Genomic DNA, 19,133 nt, shown 5'->3' on the forward strand with positions numbered 1-19,133 from the left:
ATTAACGGAACGGCGGTTCGTTGAAGGTGCGCAGCTTGCGGGAGTGCAGCTTGTCGCCTTCGGCACGCAGCAGGTCGATGGCGCGAATGCCAATCTGCAGGTGCTCGGAAATTGCGCCTTCATAAAAACGGTTCGCCTGGCCGGGCAGCTTGATTTCGCCGTGCAGCGGCTTATCGGAAACGCACAGCAAAGTGCCGTAAGGTACGCGGAAGCGGTAGCCCTGAGCGGCGATGGTGGCGCTTTCCATGTCGATGGCGACGGCGCGGCTGAGGTTGAAGCGCAGGGCTGAGGCGGAATAGCGCAGCTCCCAGTTACGGTCGTCGGTGGTGACGACGGTGCCGGTGCGCAGGCGATGCTTAACTTCCTCGCCTGGCATGCCGCTCACTTGCTTGGTGGCGTCGTACAGTGCGCGCTGCACTTCGGCGATGCTTGGAATTGGAATGTCCGGTGGCAGAACAGCATCCAGCACATGATCGTCACGCAGATACGCATGCGCCAGCACGTAGTCACCGATGGTCTGGCTCTCGCGCAGGCCGCCGCAGTGGCCGATCATCATCCACACTTCCGGGCGCAGCACGGCAAGGTGGTCGCAGATGTTTTTGGCGTTCGCCGGGCCGACGCCGATGTTAATCAGCGTGATCCCCTGGCCGTCTTTGGTGATCAAATGCCATGCGGGCATCTGGTGCTTTTTCCATGCCAGATCGGAAATGGCTGTCTCCGGCGCTTCGGTATCGGCGGTGATCCACACGCCGCCTGCGCAGGAAAGCGCGACGTATGGGCTGTCCGGATCGAGAATCTGGCTGCAGCCCCAGCGGACAAATTCATCCACGTAGCGGGTGTAGTTGGTGAACAGGACGAACGGCTGGAAATGTTCCACCGGCGTGCCGGTGTAGTGACGCAGGCGGGCGAGGGAGAAATCCACGCGGCGGGCATCGAAGTGCGAGAGGGGGTAGAGCTCCGTCGGGTGGAACAGGCCGTCTGCGGTTTCATCGCCAATCTGCGCCAGATCGGTGGTCGGGAAGTGGCGCGTCAGCCCGGCGCTCATGGAACGATCCAGCGTCAGCGTTGAGCCGTCAATCACGTACGGGTAAGGAATTTCGTGCTGCGACAGCTCCACGGTGATGTGCGCGCCGTAATCCTGATACAGCGAGGTGAGCTGCTCCAGCAGATAAGGACGGAACAGGGTTGGCTGAGTAATGGTTGTCGTGTAGCAACCCGCGTGAGTAAAGCGGCCCCAGGCGCGGGTTTTCAGGGCGCTGTGCGCTTCACCGTCCCAGGAGACGGAGAGGGAAGGGTAAACGAACAGCCCTTTCAGGCGATCTTCGGGCGTGGGCAGCACGCCTTCATTAATGTAGCGACCAATCGCTTCACGCAGGGCGGCGACGGATTGATTGTAAAGCGCATCGAGCTGTTCCAGCGCTTGTTCCGGCGTCAGGCCGGTAGCCTTCTTATTCATCATTCGCTTCCTGTGTCGTTGTTGCGGTATTACCCGATAGTATGTCACAGGAATGTGAAACAAAAGCCAGCGGAAAAGGCTGAAGTATAAAGAGAATGCAGAAAAGCAAAAAGCCTGCCCGCAGGCAGGCCGGGGATCGGCTGTCAGCTGAACATTGCCGTCAGAGAAGCGCTTGCCAGGCTGTGGAAATGGACGTTAAAACCGACCATTGCGCCGCTTGCCCCTTCATCCACTTCGATTTTTGCCACGTCTAACGCATGCACCGTAAAGATGTAGCGATGGGTTTCGCCCTTTGGCGGAGCCGCGCCGCCGTAGCCCGCCTTGCCGAAATCGGTACGCGTCTGAATTGCACCCTCAGGCAGATCGGCAATGCCCGAGCCTGCACCCTGCGGTAAGACGCGGGTATCCGCCGGCAAGTTAGCGACAATCCAGTGCCACCAGCCGGAACCGGTCGGCGCATCGGGGTCGTAACAGGTGACGACAAAACTTTTGGTGCCGGAAGGCACCTCATCCCAGGCAAGATGCGGCGACAGGTTGTCGCCGTCATAGCCCATACCGTTGAACACCTGACGGTGCGGCAGCTTGTCGCCATCCTTAAAATCGTGACTGATCAGTTTCATTCGGGTTGCCCTTCAGCATGTTGAATAATCACGAAGTTTAGCTCAGGCCATAAAAAGCGTGTTGTCGTTGAGAGCGGCTTTGACCGCGTCCGTGAGGCGGGTGAGCTGCGCCGGGGTGATGATATACGGCGGCATCAGGTAGATAAGCTTGCCGAATGGACGGATCCAGACACCATGCTCCACAAAGAATTTTTGTAGCCTGGCCATGTTTACGGGATTCTTCGTTTCTACCACGCCGATTGCGCCAAGGATACGCACGTCGGCTACGTTTTCTGATTCGCGAACGTCTGCCAGCTCCCGCTTCAGTTGGGTTTCAATGTCTGCCACCTGCTGCTGCCAGTGGCCTTCTTCCAGCAGTGCCAGGCTTTCTGCCGCCACGGCGCAGGCCAGCGGGTTGCCCATAAAGGTCGGGCCATGCATAAAGCAGCCCGCTTCGCCGTTGCTGATGGTTTCTGCGACGTCCCGGGTGGCGAGCGCGGCGGACAGCGTCATGGTGCCGCCCGTCAGCGCTTTGCCAAGACACATAATATCCGGGGCGATGCCTGCATGGTCGCAGGCGAACAGCTTGCCGGTGCGGCCAAAGCCGGTGGCAATCTCATCGGCGATCAGCAGGATGCCTTCGCGGTCGCACATTTTGCGTAAACGACGCAGCCACTCCGGATGATACATCCGCATGCCGCCCGCGCCCTGCACAATCGGCTCGACGATAACGGCGGCGATTTCACTGCGGTGCGCCGCCATCAGGCGGGCAAAAGGCACGATGTCCATCTCATCCCACTCACCGTCAAAACGGCTCTGCGGCGCGGGTGCGAACAGGTTTTCCGGCAGGTAGCCTTTCCACAGGCTGTGCATCGAGTTGTCCGGATCGCAGGCAGACATCGCGCCAAACGTATCGCCGTGATAGCCGTTGCGGAAGGTGAGAAAGCGTTGGCGCGGCTCGCCTTTGGCATGCCAGTACTGCAAGGCCATTTTCATTGCCACTTCTACCGCCACCGAGCCGGAATCGGCCAGAAACACGCACTCCAGCGGGTCTGGGGTCATGGCGACCAGCTTGCGGCACAGGGCGACGGCGGCCGGGTGAGTGATCCCGCCGAACATCACATGCGACATCTGTGAAATCTGCTGCGTCATCGCCGCGTTCAGACGCGGGTGGTTGTAGCCATGGACTGCCGCCCACCAGGAAGACATGCCGTCGACAAGCTGTTCACCCGACGCCAGCTCCAGCACGCAGCCGTGTGCGGCGACCACCGGGTAAATGGGGAGTGGGGCAGTCATTGAGGTATAGGGGTGCCAGATATGTTGTTGATCGAAGAGGAGATCGTCTTGAGTCATAATTAACTTGTAAACCATTTTGAAAAGTTTTAGGTTTACGAGTCTACACCGAACCGAGAAACAACTGAACCCCTTTTGGAGATGCTCATGGCTCACCACACTCATTGGACAATGTCGCAGGTCACTGAACTGTTTAATAAACCCCTGCTGGAACTGCTGTTTGAAGCGCAGACCATCCACCGTCAGCACTTCGACCCGCGCCAGGTCCAGGTCAGCACGCTGCTGTCGATTAAGACCGGTGCCTGCCCGGAAGACTGTAAATACTGCCCGCAAAGTGCGCGCTATAAAACAGGGCTTGAGGCCGAAAGGCTGATGGAGGTCGAGCAGGTGCTGGATTCGGCGCGTAAAGCAAAAAACGCCGGGTCGACCCGTTTCTGCATGGGCGCTGCGTGGAAAAACCCGAACGAGCGCGATATGCCTTACCTTGAACAAATGGTCAAAGGCGTGAAGGAAATGGGGCTCGAAGCCTGCATGACCCTCGGCACGCTCTCCGACTCGCAGGCGCAGCGCCTCGGCGAAGCGGGGCTCGATTACTACAATCACAATCTTGATACCTCGCCGGAGTTCTACGGCAACATCATCACCACCCGTACCTATCAGGAGCGTCTCGACACCCTCGGTAAAGTGCGCGATGCCGGCATCAAAGTCTGCTCCGGCGGCATTGTCGGCCTTGGCGAAACGGTGACCGATCGCGCCGGGCTGCTGCTCCAGTTGGCGAACCTGCCGACGCCGCCGGAAAGCGTGCCGATCAACATGCTGGTGAAGGTCAAAGGTACGCCGATGGAGAACAACGAAGACGTTGATTCCTTTGATTTTATTCGCACTATTGCAGTGGCGCGCATCATGATGCCGACCTCGCACGTGCGCCTGTCTGCGGGCCGCGAGAAGATGAACGAGCAGACCCAGGCGATGTGCTTCATGGCCGGGGCGAACTCGATCTTCTACGGCTGCAAGCTGTTGACCACTCCGAATCCGGAAGAAGATAAAGACCTGCTGCTGTTCCGCAAGCTTGGCATCAACCCGCAGCAGACGGCGGTGCTGAGCGGCGATATCGAACAGCAGCAGAAGCTGGAACAGGCTCTGATGACGCCGGACACCGACACGTATTACAACGCGGCGGCGATATGAGCTGGCAGCAGCGTATCGAAGAGGCACTAAACGAGCGTCGGGCAGCGGATGCATTTCGCTCCCGTTCGCCTGTCACTCAGGGAGTGGGGCGTTGGCGGGTTGCGAACGGGCAACGCTGGCTCAATTTTTCCGGCAACGATTATCTCGGCCTGAGTCAGCACCCTGCTATCGTCAGCGCCTGGCAGCAGGGGGCCGAGCGTTACGGCACCGGCAGCGGCGGCTCCGGGCACGTTACCGGCTACAGCGAAGCGCATCAGCAATTCGAACAGCGGCTGGCTGAGTGGCTGGGCTACCCGCGCGCACTGCTGTTTATCTCAGGCTTTGCCGCGAATCAGGCGGTCATCGCGGCGCTGCTGCGTAAAGAGGACCGCATTGTCGCCGACCGGCTCAGTCACGCCTCGCTGCTGGAGGCCGCCAGCCTCAGTCCGGCTCAGCTTCGCCGGTTTGCTCACAACGACAGCGCACAGTTGGCAACGCTGCTGGCAAAACCCGTGGACGGCCTTCAGCTGGCAGTGACCGAAGGTATTTTCAGCATGGACGGCGACAGCGCGCTGCTGGCGGAAATTGCCTCGGTGACGCAAGCGGCAGGCGGCTGGCTTATGGTGGATGACGCCCACGGCATTGGCGTCAGCGGGCGTGAAGGGCGCGGCAGCTGTGACGCTCAGGGCATCAAACCCGATCTGCTGGTGGTGACCTTTGGTAAAGCCTTTGGTCTCAGCGGCGCGGCGGTGCTGTGCAGTGATGAAGTGGCAGATTACCTGCTGCAGTTCGCCCGTCACCTGATTTACAGCACCAGTATGCCGCCTGCACAGGCCGTGGCGCTGAACGAGGCGCTGGCGGTGATCCGCAGCGATGACGGCGAAGCACGTCGCCAGCGTCTTCATGAGCATATCTCGCGCTTTCGTCGTGACGCTGAACAGCTGGACTTACAGCTAACAAACTCGGGCAGCGCCATTCAGCCAGTCATCGTCGGAGAAAACAGCCACGCGCTGGCGCTGGCGGAAAAGCTGCGGGATGCGGGCTGCTGGCTGACGGCGATTCGTCCGCCGACGGTGCCCGCTGGCACGGCCCGCCTGCGGGTGACGCTCACTGCTGACCACCGGGCAGAAGATATCGACAGATTGCTGGAGGCGATGCATGGCGTACGTCAATAAGGCGGCGGTAGCGGCAGCGTTTGGTCGCGCCGCCGGCCATTACCAGCAGCATGATGATTTACAGCGCCAGAGCGCGGCGGCACTGCTGGCTCAGCTTGAGGACCGGGCATTTCCGCAGGTGCTGGATGCGGGCTGCGGGCCGGGCACCATGAGCCGCTACTGGTCGGAAAAGGGAAGCCTCGTGACTGCCCTGGATCTCTCTTCGCCAATGCTGGAGGAGGCGCAGCGGCAGGGCGCGGCGCAGCATTACGTCCAGGCCGACATTGAAGCGATGCCACTGGCCGACGGGAAATACGATCTTGCCTGGAGCAACCTCGCCGTACAGTGGTGTGAGTCGCTGCCTTCGGCGCTGGGCGAGCTACATCGGGTGGTGCGACCGGGTGGGGTTGCTGCTTTCAGTACGCTGGTTGCTGATTCGTTGCCCGAGCTGAACCAGGCCTGGCAGGCGCTTGACCGCCATCCGCACGCCAACCGCTTCCTGTCACAGGAGGCGATTCTTGATGCGCTGCGCGGGTACCGCGCGCGGCACCGGCTGCACACGCTGCGAGTGACCTTTGACGACGCGCTAAGCGCCATGAAGTCCCTGAAAGGCATTGGCGCGACGCACCTGCATGAGGGCCGGGCGGTACAGACGCTCACCCGCAGTCACCTGCAGCGGCTGGAGCTGGCGTGGCCAAAAGAGCAGGGCCGCTGCGCCCTGACGTACCATATTTTGACAGGAGTGATTGACCGTGACTGAACGCTATTTTGTCACCGGCACCGATACTGAAGTGGGTAAAACGGTCGCCAGCAGCGCGCTGCTACAGGCGGCCAACCGGGCCGGATTCCGTACCGCAGGCTATAAGCCGGTGGCCTCCGGTAGTGAAATGACCAAAGAAGGTTTACGTAACACCGATGCGCTGGCGCTTCAGCGCAACAGCAGTGCGGCGCTAAGCTATGACCAAGTAAACCCGTACACCTTTGAGGAGCCGACGTCGCCGCATATCGTCAGCGAAGATGAAGGGCGGCCGATTGAGGCATCCCTGCTTTCTGCCGGGCTTCAGGCGCTGTCGGGCAAAGCCGACTGGGTGCTGGTGGAAGGGGCGGGCGGCTGGTATACGCCGCTCTCGTCCTCTTACACCTTCGCAGACTGGGTGCAGGCTGAACGGCTGCCGGTGATCCTCGTGGTTGGCGTGAAGCTGGGCTGCATTAACCATGCCGTGCTGACCGCGCAGGCCATCACTCAGGCCGGGCTCACGCTTGCGGGCTGGATTGCCAACGACATTATCCCGCCGGGAAGGCGGCATGCTGAATATCTGGCAACCCTGACCCGGATGCTACCTGCGCCGCTGCTGGGTGAAATTCCGTACCTCGCAGACGGGCCGGAACACGCTGAACCGGGGCAGTATCTCAACCTTAAGGCGCTTCGTCCGGGGTCATAAATTGTTCCAGCAGCCGGGTATCCAACTGGCTGACGGCCCCCTGCGCCACATTGCGCCCGCGATGAAGCAGGCAGAACTTATCCGCGACCCGACGAATAAACGGCAGGTGCTGTTCGGCAAGCAGCACCGTCATTCCCAGCTCGCGGTTGAGGCGCAGCAGGCATTCGCCGAGCTTGTGCATAAAACCGTGGCCCATTCCGCGGGTTGGTTCGTCGAGGATCAGTAATTTCGGACTACTCACCAGCGCGCTGGCGAGCGCAAGCTGATACTGGTCATCGTCGGACATCGCCGCGCCCTTTACCTGACGCAGCGGCCAGAGATCCGGCATCAGATCGAAGATGGCGCTGCCGACGGCGCTGCTGCCCTCGTGACTGGCCCGCATCGCAATCTGCAGGTTTTCCTCCACCGTCATCTGCGAAAAAATACGCTTGTCCTGTGGTACATAGCCAATGCCCATTGCAGCCCGCAGCGGCGGCGAGAGCGCGAGCAGATCCTGCGGCGGCCCGCTGGCTTCCTGCCAGAAAATGTCTCCGCTTTCCACCTTCTGATATCCGGCGATGCAGTTAACCAGCGTCGTTTTACCCATACCGGGCAGGCCCAGCAGCCCGGTGCATTCGCCGGGGGCAAGATCGAGGCTGAGATTCCACAGTATGTGCTGGCTTCCGTAGTAGTGATTCACAGCGCGCAAACTCAACATCGGCCTCTCCTTTCATTTTGCCGTCGGTGGCGGAAAGAGGGTGCAATTCGCTTGCCAGAAGAATGCGGGCAGAGAAAAGGGATGATTCTTTCAGATTATTCCCCGAAAAACGCTGTTGGCCGGGGGAAATTAACGCAGCGGCTGCACTCTGTCAGTGCCGTTAGTCCGTCATTCTGAAGGGTTTTGGTGCAGCGTCATTGCTGGATTTGTGAGCGATCTCTCACTACAGGACAAGTCACTTTTTCGATGACGAAAGACAAAAAACAGCGATAAATAATTTTTGCTGTGCCTTTTGCGGGGTCAGGACCATTTTGCCCGAGTGGCAGGGGCGTAGGGCTGCAGACAGTTATCCACCATTCCTGTGGATAACCATGTGTATTAGAGTTAGAAAACTTGCGACAGGCAAGAGAATACGCGGGCTGCGCCCAAATTGATGCGAAACGCGGCTTTTTGATATTTTCTTTTTATTTCAATAGGTTCAATAAAAGCAATGCCTGTCAGAAAAGTGTCACCGGCTGCCATAAAAGTTTCATTACGCATCTTGACAAATGTTAAAGGCGAGAATGTTCTGGGGATAACCCTGTTTCGGGAGCGTTTTATCTTGTCGCAGAAGAAATTTTCGCCATGCTGGCTTGCTGATGAACGCGCTAACACAGATACGATAATGCGTTACTGTTTTTTTATCCAGTATTTATTTGTGGCAAATTTTGGTGCGGCGAGTAGAATTAATCGTCTGCCCGTTTCCCTTCATCAGGTTGTCGTTCATGAGTAAACCGTTAAAACTGCATTCTGCTTTCCGTCCGTCCGGCGATCAGCCTGAAGCCATCCGTCGTCTGGAAGAGGGGCTCGAAGATGGTCTCGCGCATCAGACGCTGCTCGGCGTAACCGGGTCAGGGAAAACGTTTACCATTGCCAACGTTATCGCCGACCTTCAGCGTCCGACCATGCTGCTGGCGCCGAACAAAACCCTGGCGGCGCAGCTTTACGGCGAAATGAAAGAGTTTTTCCCGGAGAACGCCGTGGAGTTTTTCGTCTCCTACTACGACTACTATCAGCCGGAAGCCTATGTTCCCAGCTCCGACACCTTCATCGAAAAAGACGCCTCGGTAAACGAACATATCGAGCAGATGCGTCTTTCTGCAACCAAAGCGATGCTTGAGCGCCGTGACGTCATCGTGGTGGCGTCGGTCTCGGCGATTTACGGCCTGGGCGACCCGGATCTCTACCTGAAGATGATGCTGCACCTGACGGTCGGGATGATCATCGATCAGCGCTCCATCCTCCGCCGCCTGGCCGAGCTGCAGTACAGCCGTAACGATCAGGCCTTTCAGCGCGGCACGTTTCGCGTGCGCGGCGAGGTTATCGACATCTTCCCGGCGGAATCGGACGACATTGCGCTGCGCGTGGAGCTGTTCGACGAAGAGGTTGAGCGGCTGTCGCTGTTTGACCCGCTGACCGGGCATCTGGAATCGACCATTCAGCGCTTCACCGTCTACCCGAAAACCCACTACGTCACGCCGCGCGAGCGCATTCTGCAGGCGATGGAAGAGATCAAAGATGAGCTGGTCGACAGGCGTAAGGTGCTGCTGGAAAACAATAAGCTGCTGGAAGAACAGCGCCTCTCCCAGCGTACCCAGTTCGATCTCGAGATGATGAACGAGCTGGGCTACTGCTCTGGTATCGAAAACTACTCCCGCTTCCTCTCCGGGCGCGGGCCTGGCGAGCCACCGCCGACGCTGTTTGACTATTTGCCGGCCGACGGCCTGCTGGTGATCGACGAATCCCACGTCACCGTGCCGCAAATTGGCGGCATGTATCGCGGCGACCGGGCGCGTAAAGAGACGCTGGTGGAGTATGGCTTCCGCCTGCCGTCGGCGCTGGATAACCGTCCGCTCAAATTTGAAGAGTTTGAAGGGCTTGCCCCTCAGACCATCTACGTCTCAGCGACGCCGGGCAAGTATGAGCTGGAGAAATCCGGCGATGAGGTGGTCGATCAGGTGGTGCGCCCGACCGGATTGCTGGATCCCGTCATCGAGGTGCGCCCGGTGGGCACACAGGTGGACGATCTGCTGTCGGAAATTCGCAAGCGTGTGGCCATCAACGAGCGCGTGCTGGTGACCACGCTTACCAAGCGTATGGCTGAAGACCTGACGGAATACCTTGAGGAGCATGGCGAACGTGTGCGCTACCTGCACTCGGATATCGACACCGTCGAGCGAATGGAAATTATCCGTGATTTGCGCTTGGGTGAATTTGACGTCCTGGTGGGGATCAACCTGCTGAGGGAAGGCCTCGATATGCCGGAAGTGTCGCTGGTGGCGATTCTGGATGCCGATAAAGAGGGCTTCCTGCGTTCCGAACGCTCGCTGATTCAGACCATTGGTCGTGCGGCGCGTAACATCAACGGCAAGGCCATTCTCTACGCCGATAAAATTACCCCGTCGATGGAGAAAGCCATTGGCGAAACGGAGCGCCGCCGCGAGAAGCAGCAGCGCTATAACGAAGAGAACGGCATTGTGCCGCAGGGGCTCAACAAGAAGGTTGTCGATATCCTGTCGCTCGGTGAGAGCATTGCGAAGGTCAAAGGTAAGGGCCGTGGTAAACGCTCGCCTGCCGACGTGGAAGCCGCTGAGCTGGCGCTGACGCCAAAAGCGCTGCAGCAGAAAATCAGCGAGCTGGAGGCGCAGATGATGAAGCACGCCCAGAACCTCGAGTTCGAAGAGGCAGCGGAGGTGCGCGACCGTCTGCATCAATTACGCGATTTGTTTATCGCGGCATCTTAACTGCTAATGCCGGGTGGCGGCTACGCCTGACGCCGGCCTACGATGTTATCGTTCTGTAGGCCTGGCAAGCGTAGCGCCGCCGGGCAACGAATAAAAAAATAAGGTCCCGGTCACACAACGTTCCCGGGACCTTAATGTTGGGTTAATCTTCTTTAGCGATACTGTCCTCACTTTAATGAGGATAGCGCCATGCCTAAAGCAAACTTTTCAACTGCTCTGATCGTACTCGTTGCCTTTCTGATCGTCATTGCCTTCTTTCATCAGTGGATCCTGACTTACTGATCAGCGCGTTCTGCGCGGAAATTTAACCCACGCTTTCACGCCTGGCCCAGGCCTGCGGTTATGGAGGAAGAACTGCGCATCGTGCAGTTGAGCGATGCGGGTAACAATACTCAGCCCAAGCCCAATCCCGCCGTAGCGGCTGTCCATGCGCACGAACGCTTTGCTGAGTTCGCCGCTTTTGGCCTCATCAATGCCCGGTCCTTCATCTTCCACCGCCAGCATGCCTGCTTCCACCAGAATGGTGATGGTGGCGTTTTCCGGGCTGTAGCGGTGAGCATTTTCCACCAAATTCCGCAGCAGTACCCGCAGCAGCGTCGCGTCACCTGAGACGGTCACATCCCGATCTTCTGAGGGCAATTGTAACTTCTGGCCTCGCAGGCTGAGCATGGTCTCCAGCTCGTCCTGAATCGGCAAAACGACCCCTTGCACCAGCGGCACCTGCTGGTAGGTACCCGCCGAAAAAGATTGCCCCACGCGCGCCAGCTGCAGCAGCTGGGAGATACTCTGCGTCATCTGATCGAGTCGCTGCAGTAGCGGATCAACCATGACGCTGTGAGATTTCGCCATCAGCTCCAGATGCAGGCGTAGCCCCGCGAGCGGCGTGCGTAGCTCATGAGCGACGTCGGCGGTAAACAGGCGTTCACGCTCCAGCGTCATGTTGAGGCGTTCGACAAGCTGGTTAATGGCCGAGGTGACGGCGTCCACTTCGCTGACCGACTGCGGCAGCTCGATGGGCTGAAGGTTGTCCGGCGTGCGGCTGTTGAGCTCCTGCTGAAGATGCCAAAGCGGGCGGGTGATGCGCTTCACCGCCTGCAGACAAATCCACAGCGCCAGGCCAATGATAAGCATGCTGGGGATCAGCAGGCTGGCGACGGCCTCCCGCACTTCATGCTCGATATGCTTGTGGTTGTTGTGCCCGTTCACGGCGCTTTGTACCAGCAGCTGGATTTGCTCCTGGCTTTCATGCCACAGCCAGAACACGCTGATGAGCTGGCAAACCAGCAGAATGGTGGCGATGGTCAGCAGCAGCTGGCGGCGCATGGTCCACTGAATATTGAGGATCGCCGGTAGCTTCATTTACGCGTCCTCGTGGGTTTTCACCAGCATGTAACCGAAGCCGCGCACCGTGCGAATACGGGATTTCCCAATTTTGTCGCGCAGGTTGTGGATATGCACCTCCAGCGTATTGGTCGACGGTTCGTTATCCCAGCTGTAGATGTCGTTATAAAGCACTTCCCGGTGTACCGGGCTGCCCGCTTTGGCCATCAGGCGCGAGAGCAGGGCGTACTCTTTCGGCGTCAGCTCAAGCGGCGCATCGCCAAGGGAGACGAGACGGCGCGTGATATTGAGGTGCAGATCGCCAATGTTGATTTCGTTATCACCCTGATTGTTATGACGGCGCAGCAGGGCGCGTACGCGGGCGTTAAGCTCTTCCAGGGCGAACGGTTTCACCAGATAGTCATCGGCACCGGTGTCGAGACCGGCGATGCGGTCGGCGACGGTATCGCGAGCCGTAAGAATGAGCACCGGCAGGCTAATTTTCTCCCGACGAATGCGGGTGAGGAAACTCAGCCCGTCTTCATCGGGCAAGCCCAGATCGAGCACGATCAGGCTGTAGTGCCCGTTAGCAAGGCACAGCGCCGCTTCGTGCGCGGTAGTCACCCCGTCGCAGACGTAGCCTTCGCTCTGCATTGCGAGGATCAGTCCCTGTAACAGCAATGCATCGTCTTCCACCACCAGCACTTTCATTTACTTCGCTCCTCTGCACGGCGTCAGGATATCGTCGCTTGCCTGATACTCTTTCGTGCTGACGCCCGCCAAGCCTAACATGGTTGAGAACAGATTATCCTGCGAATAGTGGTTCGCCTGTGCATCGTTTTTCAGGCAGGCGTAATTCACGTTGTAGCGCTGCTGATAGTCATCCGACAGCCAGATGAGCATCGGCACATGTTTTTGCGTATCCGGCGCGATGGAATACGGCAGGCCATGCAGATAGACCCCGTTTTCACCAAGTGACTCACCGTGATCGGACAGATACACCAGGCTTGTGGTGAAGCGGTTCTGTCTGGACTGCAGCAGCTTAATGGCCTTATCGACAATGTAATCCACGTTGACGATAGTGTTGTCGTAGGTGTTCACCAGCTGCTCTTTGGTGCAGTTCTGGATTTCGTTGCTGTCGCAGGTCGGGCTGAAGACACGGCGCTCTTTTGGATAGCGGTTGTAATAGGTCGGGCCGTGGCTGCCGATAGTGTGGAGCACAATCACGCCGTCGCCCTTCAGGTTGTCGATATACTCTTCAAGGCCATGGAACAGCACGTCGTCGTAGCATTCGCCGTCTATGCACTGACCCGGTAAGTTCAGGCGAGTCATGTCCTGGTGCGGCACACGATCGCAGGCACCTTTGCATCCGCCGTCGTTTTCATTCCACAGCACATTGATGCCCGCTCGCTGAATGATATCCAGCAGACCTTCCTGATGCTGCGCCAGCTGCTCGTCATAATGTGCGCGCGGCATGTTGGAGAACATGCAGGGCACGGATATCGCCGTGGCGGTGCCGCAGGATGTGGTATTCGGAAAATAGACCACGTTGTCCTGCTTCAGGCGCGGGTTGGTTTCACGGGCGTAGCCACCGAGGGAGAAGTCCTCCGCGCGGGACGTTTCACCGAGTACCAGAATGGTGAGGTTATGGCGCGGGCCGTTTTTCATTTCCGGTTTTTGGCTAGCGTCTTCGCCGATGTGCACCAGCGGCAGATGAGCAAGGCGATTGTGGGCATACCAGGAGTTGACCGCAACGATGCTGTTCGACGGGTTAATGGATTTCACCAGCTCTTTGTTATTGCGAAACAGCGAGGCGTAATCTTTGTAGAACAGCAGCGCGACGGCCATGATAACCAGCGCCGACACCACAATACTGCCCACGCGCAATGTCAGGCTGCGCAAGGGGCTGGCGGGCTTTTTCAGCTTAATCCACCAGGCGATGACCACCGCCAGCAGACCGGTTGTCGCCAGCGTCAGCACCAGTTTGCCCGACATCAGGGCGAAGCTTTCGGCGGGCGTGGTGTCGATAATATTGGTGATCATCGAGCGATCAATGATCACGCCGAAGGTCATGATGAAGTACTGGGCGGCGGCGCTCAGCAGGATAAACAGGCTGATGACCAGCCGGTCAAGCCACAGAAGGGAGGCCAGCGTCACCAGGATATTGATGATGCAAAACAGCACCAGCGGCATAGTGGCAAATACCAGCGCGTTATGCAGGGAATCAACAGGCAGCAATGAAAACGCCTGCTTAAAGAAGGCAACGTTCAGAAACAGCGCGATATAAAGGGCAAACAGCACAAGGTAGAAAACGTGCCCCATCGCGGGGCGACGTAAAGCAAAACGTGACATCAGGATCATCCGCAAGGCTAAGATGACGGCAGGATGACAGCCCAGCTTTAAGACAACCTTAAGAACTTAAGGAAAGCTGCCCGACATGCTGCCTTAGCCAAGGGCCTGAATGGCTTGCTCCAGCGCCTCGCGCAGCAGGTGGCGGTCGTGACGGTAGCGTATATCGCTGGCTTCAAGCGGTGCCTGAATGACCACGCGGTTTTCCATGCCCGCGACGTCCACTTTGGGGCCAACCACCACGGCATCAATCACCGGTTTGCCGACGTAATGCTCCATCAGCGCCAGCTTATCCTTCAGCGACAGGCTGGCGGCGGCGGGGCTGAGTTCTTTCCCCAGATTGCCGATATAGACCATCGGGGCGGGCGTCCGGCGCAACGCTTGTGCCATGTCGTTCAGCAGCAAAATGGGCATCAGGCTGGTGTAGAAGCTGCCGGGCCCGATGAGAATTAAGTCTGCCTCCGCAATGGCCTGGATCGCTTCGCGGGTTGCGGGGACCGACGGCGTCAACATCAGCTCTTTTGGCGGCAGCCTGAGCTGGTCGATATTCACTTCACCGTAGATTTCATGGCCTTCGTCGTCAACCGCCATCAGATCCACCGGCACTTCCGACATCGGAATCAGCGCAGAATCCACTTTCAGCAGATTTCTGATCAAATTGATCGCCTCAAGAGGCCTTACGCTCAGGTGATCCAGCGCCTTTAACATCAGATTTCCGAGGTTATGCCCGGAAAGTTCGCCATTACCGCCAAAACGATACTCAAACATTGCCGAAGCCACGCTCGGTTCGGTAATTAACTGGTTAAGGCAGTTGCGCATATCTCCCCAGGCGATCCCGCCTTCGGCGCGACGAATGCGGCCCGTGGAGCCACCGTTATCGGTGGTGGTGACAATACCTGTCAGGCGCGAACCCAGAGAGGAGAGGGAGGACATCACTCGCCCCAGACCGTGGCCACCGCCGAGGGCGACAACGCGGTCGAGATCCGCAAAAGTACGATTGCGCATAGTATTCCTTATCAGTAACGGTCGCTGTGAGCTTAGCGTAACTACCCCTAAAAGACGATCGGCGGATCCCATCAAAATGACGCATATCAATGCAAAAGCATGATTTTTGCGTATTCTGTAGCGAAATTGCACGATAGGCTCGTTATATATAAGATTATATAGCGAAAAGGTGAAATGGCGAATATGTCATTTACGCGCTACTATCGGCTTAACCTGCTTCGAAGTCTGAAGCGACACTCTAGCCCTTGCGCCTAAGTCTGTGGATATGGCGCTCTGGCCGTGACGATGTCACCAGGGTACAGGAAGAAATGACTGTGCCTCCCGTATCTGGAAAGGTGTATGGCCCAACAACTGACCGATGCTTTCGCGCGCAAGTTCTACTATTTGCGTCTGTCGATTACCGATGTGTGCAACTTCCGCTGCACCTATTGCCTGCCGAACGGCTACCAGCCGGGCGCGGTGAGCAATAACGGCTTTCTCTCCATCGATGAAGTGCGCCGCGTGACCCGTGCGTTTTCCGCAATGGGCACCGAAAAAGTGCGCCTGACCGGCGGCGAACCTTCGCTGCGACGTGATTTCACCGACATCATTGCCACCGTGCGTGAAAACGAAGCGATTCGCCAGATTGCCGTCACTACCAACGGCTACCGCCTGGCGCGCGATGCGCAGAGCTGGCGCGATGCCGGGCTGACGCACATCAACGTCAGCGTCGACAGCCTCGACGCCCGCCAGTTTCACGCCATCACCGGGCAGGACAAATTTCAGCAGGTGATGGACGGCATTGACGCCGCCTTCACCGCCGGGTTTGCCAAAGTGAAGGTGAATACCGTGCTGATGCGCGACGTGAATCACCATCAGCTCGACACCTTCCTTGAATGGATCAAACCGCGCCCAATCCAGCTGCGCTTCATCGAATTGATGGAGACCGGCGAGGGCAGTGACCTGTTCCGCAAGCATCACATTTCCGGCATAGTCCTGCGCGATGAGCTGCTTAAGCGTGGCTGGATCCACCAGATTCGAAGCCGCAGCGACGGCCCGGCGCAGGTCTTCTGCCACCCCGATTACGCCGGGGAAATAGGGCTTATCATGCCCTATGAAAAAGACTTCTGCGCCAGCTGCAACCGCCTGCGCGTTTCTTCCGTGGGTAAACTGCACCTGTGCCTGTTTGGCGATGGCGGTGTGGATCTTCGCGATCTGCTGGCCGAGGATGCGCAACAGCCTGAGCTGGAAGCGCGTATTTCTGAAGCACTGGCGCAGAAAAAGCAGACCCATTTCCTGCATCAGGGCCAGACCGGCATCACCCGGAATTTGTCCTACATCGGCGGCTGAGCCGTTCAAAGAATATGGAGGTTTATCATGAGTCAGGTCAGTGCTGAATTTACGCCGACCCGTATCGCTATTCTGACCGTGTCCAGCCGTCGCGGCGAAGAGGACGACACGTCCGGGCACTATCTGCGGGAAGTCGCGCACGACGCGGGGCACACCATCGTCGATAAAGCCATCGTAAAAGAGAATCGCTACGCCATTCGCGCCCAGGTTTCCGCATGGATTGCCCGTGACGACGTGCAGGTGGTGCTGATAAACGGCGGCACCGGGTTTACCGACGGCGATCAGGCCCCGGAAGCGCTGCGCCCGCTGTTTGACCGTGAAGTGGAAGGGTTTGGTGAAGTGTTCCGTATGCTTTCCTTTGAGGAGATTGGCACTTCCACACTGCAATCCCGTGCCATTGCGGGCGTGGCAAACCAGACGTTGATTTTTGCCATGCCGGGTTCGACCAAAGCGTGCCGTACCGCGTGGGAGAACATCATCGCGCCGCAGCTTGATGCGCGTACCCGCCCGTGTAATTTCCACCCTCATTTAAAGAAATAAGCCATGTCGCAACTGACGCATATTAACGCCGCCGGTGAAGCTCATATGGTGGACGTCTCCGCCAAAGCGGAAACGGTGCGCGAAGCCCGCGCCGAAGCCTTCGTCACCATGATGCCGGAAACGCTAGCCATGATTATCGACGGTAGCCACCACAAAGGCGACGTCTTCGCCACCGCCCGCATCGCAGGCATTCAGGCGGCGAAAAGAACCTGGGACCTGATCCCGCTGTGCCATCCGCTGATGCTCAGCAAAGTGGAGGTCAACCTTCAGGCACAGCCGGAGCATAGCCGGGTGCGCATTGAATCGCTGTGCCGCCTCACCGGGAAAACCGGCGTCGAAATGGAAGCGCTCACCGCCGCGTCGGTGGCGGCGCTGACCATCTACGACATGTGTAAAGCGGTGCAAAAGGACATGGTGATTGGCCCGCTGCGCCTGCTGGCGAAAAGCGGGGGTAAATCCGGAGACTTCAGGGCGGAAGCAGATGATTAAGGTTTTATTTTTCGCCCAGGTGCGCGAGCTGGTGGGGGCTGATTCACTGGCGCTGGACACCCAGGCAACAACCGTGGAAGCGCTGCGTCAGGAACTGGCTGCGCAGGGTTCTCGCTGGGAGCTGGCGCTGGAAGAGGGCAAGCTGCTTACCGCCGTTAACCAGACGCTGGTGGAGAGTTCTCACCCCATCGCGGACGGCGACGAAGTGGCGTTCTTCCCGCCGGTGACAGGAGGCTGATGATGAGCGAAACCCTTATTCGCGTCAGCCCGGAGCGCTTTAACGTCGGCACGGAATACGGCTGGCTCGCGGAGCGTGATGAAGACGGCGCGGTGGTGACCTTCACCGGAAAGGTGCGTAATCATAACCTTGGCGACAGCGTGAAGGCCCTGACGCTTGAGCACTATCCGGGCATGACGGAGAAAGCGCTGGCGGAAATCGTCGAAGAAGCTCGCGGGCGCTGGCGTTTAGGCCGCGTGACGGTGATTCACCGCATCGGCGAAATGTGGCCCGGCGAAGAGATTGTGTTCGTTGGCGTGACAAGCGTGCACCGCGGCAGCGCCTTCGCCGCCGGGGAATTCATCATGGATTACCTGAAAACGCGCGCGCCGTTCTGGAAACGAGAAGCGACGCCGGAAGGCGAGCGTTGGGTGGAGTCACGCGAAAGCGACCAGGAAGCGGCAAAGCGCTGGTAAAACACGTTTTCAGACTTGCTCGATCCGGGCTTGTGATACGCTTACAGAACACCCACTTATTCAGAGGTATTCATCATGGACCGATATACGCGTCCCGATTCAATCGTGCAGGCGCGCTCTGGCCTGCAAACCTATATGGCGCAGGTTTATGGCTGGATGACCTGCGGGCTGCTGCTGACGGCGTTCGTGGCGTGGTTTGCGGCGAACACGCCTGCGGTAATGATGTTCGTCTTCTCCAGCAAAATCACCTTCTTTGGCCTTATCATCGCCCAGCTGGCGCTGGTCTTTGTGCTTTCCGGAATGGTTCAACGCCTGAGCGCAGGCCTCGCCACCACGCTGTTTATGCTCTATTCGGCGCTAACAGGGCTCACGCTTTCCAGTATTTTCCTCGCCTACACCTACAGTTCTATCGCCAGCACCTTTATCGTGACGGCGGGAATGTTCGGCGCGATGAGCCTGTACGGTTACACCACTAAGCGCGATCTCACCGGCATGGGCAAAATGCTGTTTATGGCGCTGATTGGTATCGTTCTGGCGTCTCTGGTGAACATCTGGCTGAAAAGCACGCCGCTGATGTGGGCGGTGACCTATATCGGCGTGGTGGTGTTCGTGGGCCTGACGGCGTACGACACCCAGAAGCTGAAAATGATCGGTGAACAGATTGATACCCGTGACAGCAGTAACCTGCGTAAGTACGCTATTCTCGGCGCGCTGACCCTCTATCTCGACTTCATCAACCTGTTCCTGATGCTGCTGCGCATTATGGGCAACCGTCGCTGATCCCTCTGGCCCTTCTCCCGTGTGGGGAAGGGCACCT

At 58.3% G+C, this 19,133-nt stretch carries 20 protein-coding genes and 1 riboswitch; of the genes, 11 read left to right on the plus strand and 9 right to left on the minus strand.

The window, feature by feature from the left end:
- Nucleotide 1 precedes the first annotated feature (1 nt).
- The 3 genes from RTU33_RS10685 to bioA form a co-directional block, all read right to left on the minus strand.
- On the minus strand, nucleotides 2-1,456 hold the full coding sequence (locus RTU33_RS10685; protein WP_312627311.1) for an AMP nucleosidase: 1,455 nt from the start codon (nucleotides 1,454-1,456) through the stop codon (nucleotides 2-4).
- A 143-nt stretch (nucleotides 1,457-1,599) separates the two neighbouring features.
- The gene (locus tag RTU33_RS10690) at nucleotides 1,600-2,076 is read right to left on the minus strand and encodes a kinase inhibitor (protein ID WP_312627232.1); all 477 of its coding nucleotides are present in this window, start codon (nucleotides 2,074-2,076) and stop codon (nucleotides 1,600-1,602) included.
- Nucleotides 2,077-2,118: 42 nt separating this feature from the next.
- The gene (gene bioA, locus RTU33_RS10695) at nucleotides 2,119-3,408 is read right to left on the minus strand and encodes an adenosylmethionine--8-amino-7-oxononanoate transaminase (protein ID WP_312627233.1); all 1,290 of its coding nucleotides are present in this window, start codon (nucleotides 3,406-3,408) and stop codon (nucleotides 2,119-2,121) included.
- An 87-nt stretch (nucleotides 3,409-3,495) separates the two neighbouring features.
- Here bioA and bioB point away from each other — a divergent pair, with 87 nt between their 5' ends.
- The 4 genes from bioB to bioD are packed head-to-tail and all read left to right on the plus strand — an operon-like array spanning nucleotide 3,496 to nucleotide 7,111.
- The gene (gene bioB / locus RTU33_RS10700; protein WP_312627234.1) at nucleotides 3,496-4,536 is read left to right on the plus strand and encodes a biotin synthase BioB; all 1,041 of its coding nucleotides are present in this window, start codon (nucleotides 3,496-3,498) and stop codon (nucleotides 4,534-4,536) included.
- Nucleotides 4,533-5,690: an 8-amino-7-oxononanoate synthase gene (gene bioF, locus RTU33_RS10705; protein WP_312627235.1), complete on the plus strand. Its 1,158-nt coding sequence runs from the start codon at nucleotides 4,533-4,535 to the stop codon at nucleotides 5,688-5,690. Before bioB ends, bioF begins: the two co-directional genes overlap by 4 nt.
- The gene (bioC, locus tag RTU33_RS10710; protein WP_312627237.1) at nucleotides 5,674-6,429 is read left to right on the plus strand and encodes a malonyl-ACP O-methyltransferase BioC; all 756 of its coding nucleotides are present in this window, start codon (nucleotides 5,674-5,676) and stop codon (nucleotides 6,427-6,429) included. Before bioF ends, bioC begins: the two co-directional genes overlap by 17 nt.
- Complete coding sequence (bioD, locus tag RTU33_RS10715) at nucleotides 6,422-7,111, plus strand: dethiobiotin synthase (RefSeq protein WP_312627239.1); 690 nt, start codon at nucleotides 6,422-6,424, stop codon at nucleotides 7,109-7,111. The genes bioC and bioD overlap by 8 nt, the downstream gene beginning before the upstream one ends.
- Here the strand turns inward: bioD and RTU33_RS10720 are convergent.
- Nucleotides 7,086-7,808 (minus strand): ATP-binding cassette domain-containing protein, encoded by a 723-nt coding sequence (locus tag RTU33_RS10720; protein ID WP_312627240.1) that lies wholly within the window; start codon nucleotides 7,806-7,808, stop codon nucleotides 7,086-7,088. The two genes, bioD and RTU33_RS10720, sit on opposite strands and share 26 nt — an antisense overlap.
- 384 nt (nucleotides 7,809-8,192) lie before the next feature.
- On the minus strand, nucleotides 8,193-8,462 hold the full coding sequence (locus RTU33_RS10725) for a hypothetical protein (protein ID WP_312627241.1): 270 nt from the start codon (nucleotides 8,460-8,462) through the stop codon (nucleotides 8,193-8,195).
- A gap of 110 nt (nucleotides 8,463-8,572) precedes the next feature.
- On the opposite strand from RTU33_RS10725, the gene uvrB reads away from it, so the two are divergent.
- Nucleotides 8,573-10,591 carry an excinuclease ABC subunit UvrB gene (uvrB, locus tag RTU33_RS10730; RefSeq protein WP_312627242.1) on the plus strand — a complete coding sequence of 673 codons (2,019 nt, stop codon included), beginning with the start codon at nucleotides 8,573-8,575 and terminating at the stop codon, nucleotides 10,589-10,591.
- Between the two features lie 282 nt (nucleotides 10,592-10,873).
- Here the strand turns inward: uvrB and pmrB are convergent, their stop codons facing one another.
- The 4 genes from pmrB to yvcK all read right to left on the minus strand — a co-directional run bounded on the left by pmrB (nucleotide 10,874) and on the right by yvcK (nucleotide 15,265).
- Nucleotides 10,874-11,950 carry a two-component system sensor histidine kinase PmrB gene (gene pmrB / locus RTU33_RS10735; RefSeq protein ID WP_312627243.1) on the minus strand — a complete coding sequence of 359 codons (1,077 nt, stop codon included), beginning with the start codon at nucleotides 11,948-11,950 and terminating at the stop codon, nucleotides 10,874-10,876.
- Nucleotides 11,951-12,622, minus strand: a complete 672-nt coding sequence (pmrA, locus tag RTU33_RS10740; RefSeq protein ID WP_312627244.1) for a two-component system response regulator PmrA — start codon at nucleotides 12,620-12,622, stop codon at nucleotides 11,951-11,953.
- Nucleotides 12,623-14,263, minus strand: a complete 1,641-nt coding sequence (gene eptA / locus RTU33_RS10745; RefSeq protein WP_312627245.1) for a phosphoethanolamine transferase EptA — start codon at nucleotides 14,261-14,263, stop codon at nucleotides 12,623-12,625.
- 93 nt (nucleotides 14,264-14,356) lie between these two features.
- On the minus strand, nucleotides 14,357-15,265 hold the full coding sequence (gene yvcK, locus RTU33_RS10750) for a uridine diphosphate-N-acetylglucosamine-binding protein YvcK (RefSeq protein ID WP_312627246.1): 909 nt from the start codon (nucleotides 15,263-15,265) through the stop codon (nucleotides 14,357-14,359).
- Between the two features lie 222 nt (nucleotides 15,266-15,487).
- A riboswitch (molybdenum cofactor riboswitch) is annotated at nucleotides 15,488-15,619 on the plus strand.
- Here yvcK and moaA point away from each other — a divergent pair.
- The 6 genes from moaA (at nucleotide 15,605) to RTU33_RS10780 (ending at nucleotide 19,096) form a co-directional block, all read left to right on the plus strand.
- On the plus strand, nucleotides 15,605-16,594 hold the full coding sequence (moaA, locus tag RTU33_RS10755; protein ID WP_312627247.1) for a GTP 3',8-cyclase MoaA: 990 nt from the start codon (nucleotides 15,605-15,607) through the stop codon (nucleotides 16,592-16,594). It overlaps the preceding riboswitch by 15 nt.
- Before the next feature lie 27 nt (nucleotides 16,595-16,621).
- On the plus strand, nucleotides 16,622-17,134 hold the full coding sequence (gene moaB, locus RTU33_RS10760) for a molybdenum cofactor biosynthesis protein B (RefSeq protein ID WP_312627248.1): 513 nt from the start codon (nucleotides 16,622-16,624) through the stop codon (nucleotides 17,132-17,134).
- Nucleotides 17,135-17,137: 3 nt separating this feature from the next.
- The gene (gene moaC, locus RTU33_RS10765; protein ID WP_312627249.1) at nucleotides 17,138-17,623 is read left to right on the plus strand and encodes a cyclic pyranopterin monophosphate synthase MoaC; all 486 of its coding nucleotides are present in this window, start codon (nucleotides 17,138-17,140) and stop codon (nucleotides 17,621-17,623) included.
- Nucleotides 17,616-17,861, plus strand: coding sequence for a molybdopterin synthase sulfur carrier subunit (moaD, locus tag RTU33_RS10770; RefSeq protein WP_312627251.1), 246 nt, complete (start codon nucleotides 17,616-17,618; stop codon nucleotides 17,859-17,861). The genes moaC and moaD overlap by 8 nt, the downstream gene beginning before the upstream one ends.
- Before the next feature lie 2 nt (nucleotides 17,862-17,863).
- A complete protein-coding gene (gene moaE, locus RTU33_RS10775; protein WP_312627313.1) occupies nucleotides 17,864-18,316 on the plus strand; it encodes a molybdopterin synthase catalytic subunit MoaE in 453 nt (150 codons plus the stop codon).
- 75 nt (nucleotides 18,317-18,391) lie between these two features.
- A complete protein-coding gene (locus tag RTU33_RS10780; protein ID WP_312627252.1) occupies nucleotides 18,392-19,096 on the plus strand; it encodes a Bax inhibitor-1/YccA family protein in 705 nt (234 codons plus the stop codon).
- The last annotated feature ends 37 nt before the right edge of the window (nucleotides 19,097-19,133 follow it).

The organism is Scandinavium sp., assembly GCF_032012665.1.
Classification (GTDB): Bacteria; Pseudomonadota; Gammaproteobacteria; order Enterobacterales; family Enterobacteriaceae; genus Scandinavium.

What these genes read in the sequence shown, in the direction of transcription:
- RTU33_RS10685 (WP_312627311.1), bottom strand. Translation starts at nt 1,456, where the DNA reads ATGAATAAGAAGGCTACCGGCCTGACGCCGGAACAAGCGCTGGAACAG.
- RTU33_RS10690 (WP_312627232.1), bottom strand. Translation starts at nt 2,076, where the DNA reads ATGAAACTGATCAGTCACGATTTTAAGGATGGCGACAAGCTGCCGCAC.
- bioA (WP_312627233.1), bottom strand. Translation starts at nt 3,408, where the DNA reads ATGACTCAAGACGATCTCCTCTTCGATCAACAACATATCTGGCACCCC.
- bioB (WP_312627234.1), top strand. Translation starts at nt 3,496, where the DNA reads ATGGCTCACCACACTCATTGGACAATGTCGCAGGTCACTGAACTGTTT.
- bioF (WP_312627235.1), top strand. Translation starts at nt 4,533, where the DNA reads ATGAGCTGGCAGCAGCGTATCGAAGAGGCACTAAACGAGCGTCGGGCA.
- bioC (WP_312627237.1), top strand. Translation starts at nt 5,674, where the DNA reads ATGGCGTACGTCAATAAGGCGGCGGTAGCGGCAGCGTTTGGTCGCGCC.
- RTU33_RS10720 (WP_312627240.1), bottom strand. Translation starts at nt 7,808, where the DNA reads ATGTTGAGTTTGCGCGCTGTGAATCACTACTACGGAAGCCAGCACATA.
- uvrB (WP_312627242.1), top strand. Translation starts at nt 8,573, where the DNA reads ATGAGTAAACCGTTAAAACTGCATTCTGCTTTCCGTCCGTCCGGCGAT.
- pmrB (WP_312627243.1), bottom strand. Translation starts at nt 11,950, where the DNA reads ATGAAGCTACCGGCGATCCTCAATATTCAGTGGACCATGCGCCGCCAG.
- pmrA (WP_312627244.1), bottom strand. Translation starts at nt 12,622, where the DNA reads ATGAAAGTGCTGGTGGTGGAAGACGATGCATTGCTGTTACAGGGACTG.
- eptA (WP_312627245.1), bottom strand. Translation starts at nt 14,263, where the DNA reads ATGTCACGTTTTGCTTTACGTCGCCCCGCGATGGGGCACGTTTTCTAC.
- yvcK (WP_312627246.1), bottom strand. Translation starts at nt 15,265, where the DNA reads ATGCGCAATCGTACTTTTGCGGATCTCGACCGCGTTGTCGCCCTCGGC.
- moaA (WP_312627247.1), top strand. Translation starts at nt 15,605, where the DNA reads ATGGCCCAACAACTGACCGATGCTTTCGCGCGCAAGTTCTACTATTTG.
- moaB (WP_312627248.1), top strand. Translation starts at nt 16,622, where the DNA reads ATGAGTCAGGTCAGTGCTGAATTTACGCCGACCCGTATCGCTATTCTG.
- moaC (WP_312627249.1), top strand. Translation starts at nt 17,138, where the DNA reads ATGTCGCAACTGACGCATATTAACGCCGCCGGTGAAGCTCATATGGTG.
- moaD (WP_312627251.1), top strand. Translation starts at nt 17,616, where the DNA reads ATGATTAAGGTTTTATTTTTCGCCCAGGTGCGCGAGCTGGTGGGGGCT.
- moaE (WP_312627313.1), top strand. Translation starts at nt 17,864, where the DNA reads ATGAGCGAAACCCTTATTCGCGTCAGCCCGGAGCGCTTTAACGTCGGC.
- RTU33_RS10780 (WP_312627252.1), top strand. Translation starts at nt 18,392, where the DNA reads ATGGACCGATATACGCGTCCCGATTCAATCGTGCAGGCGCGCTCTGGC.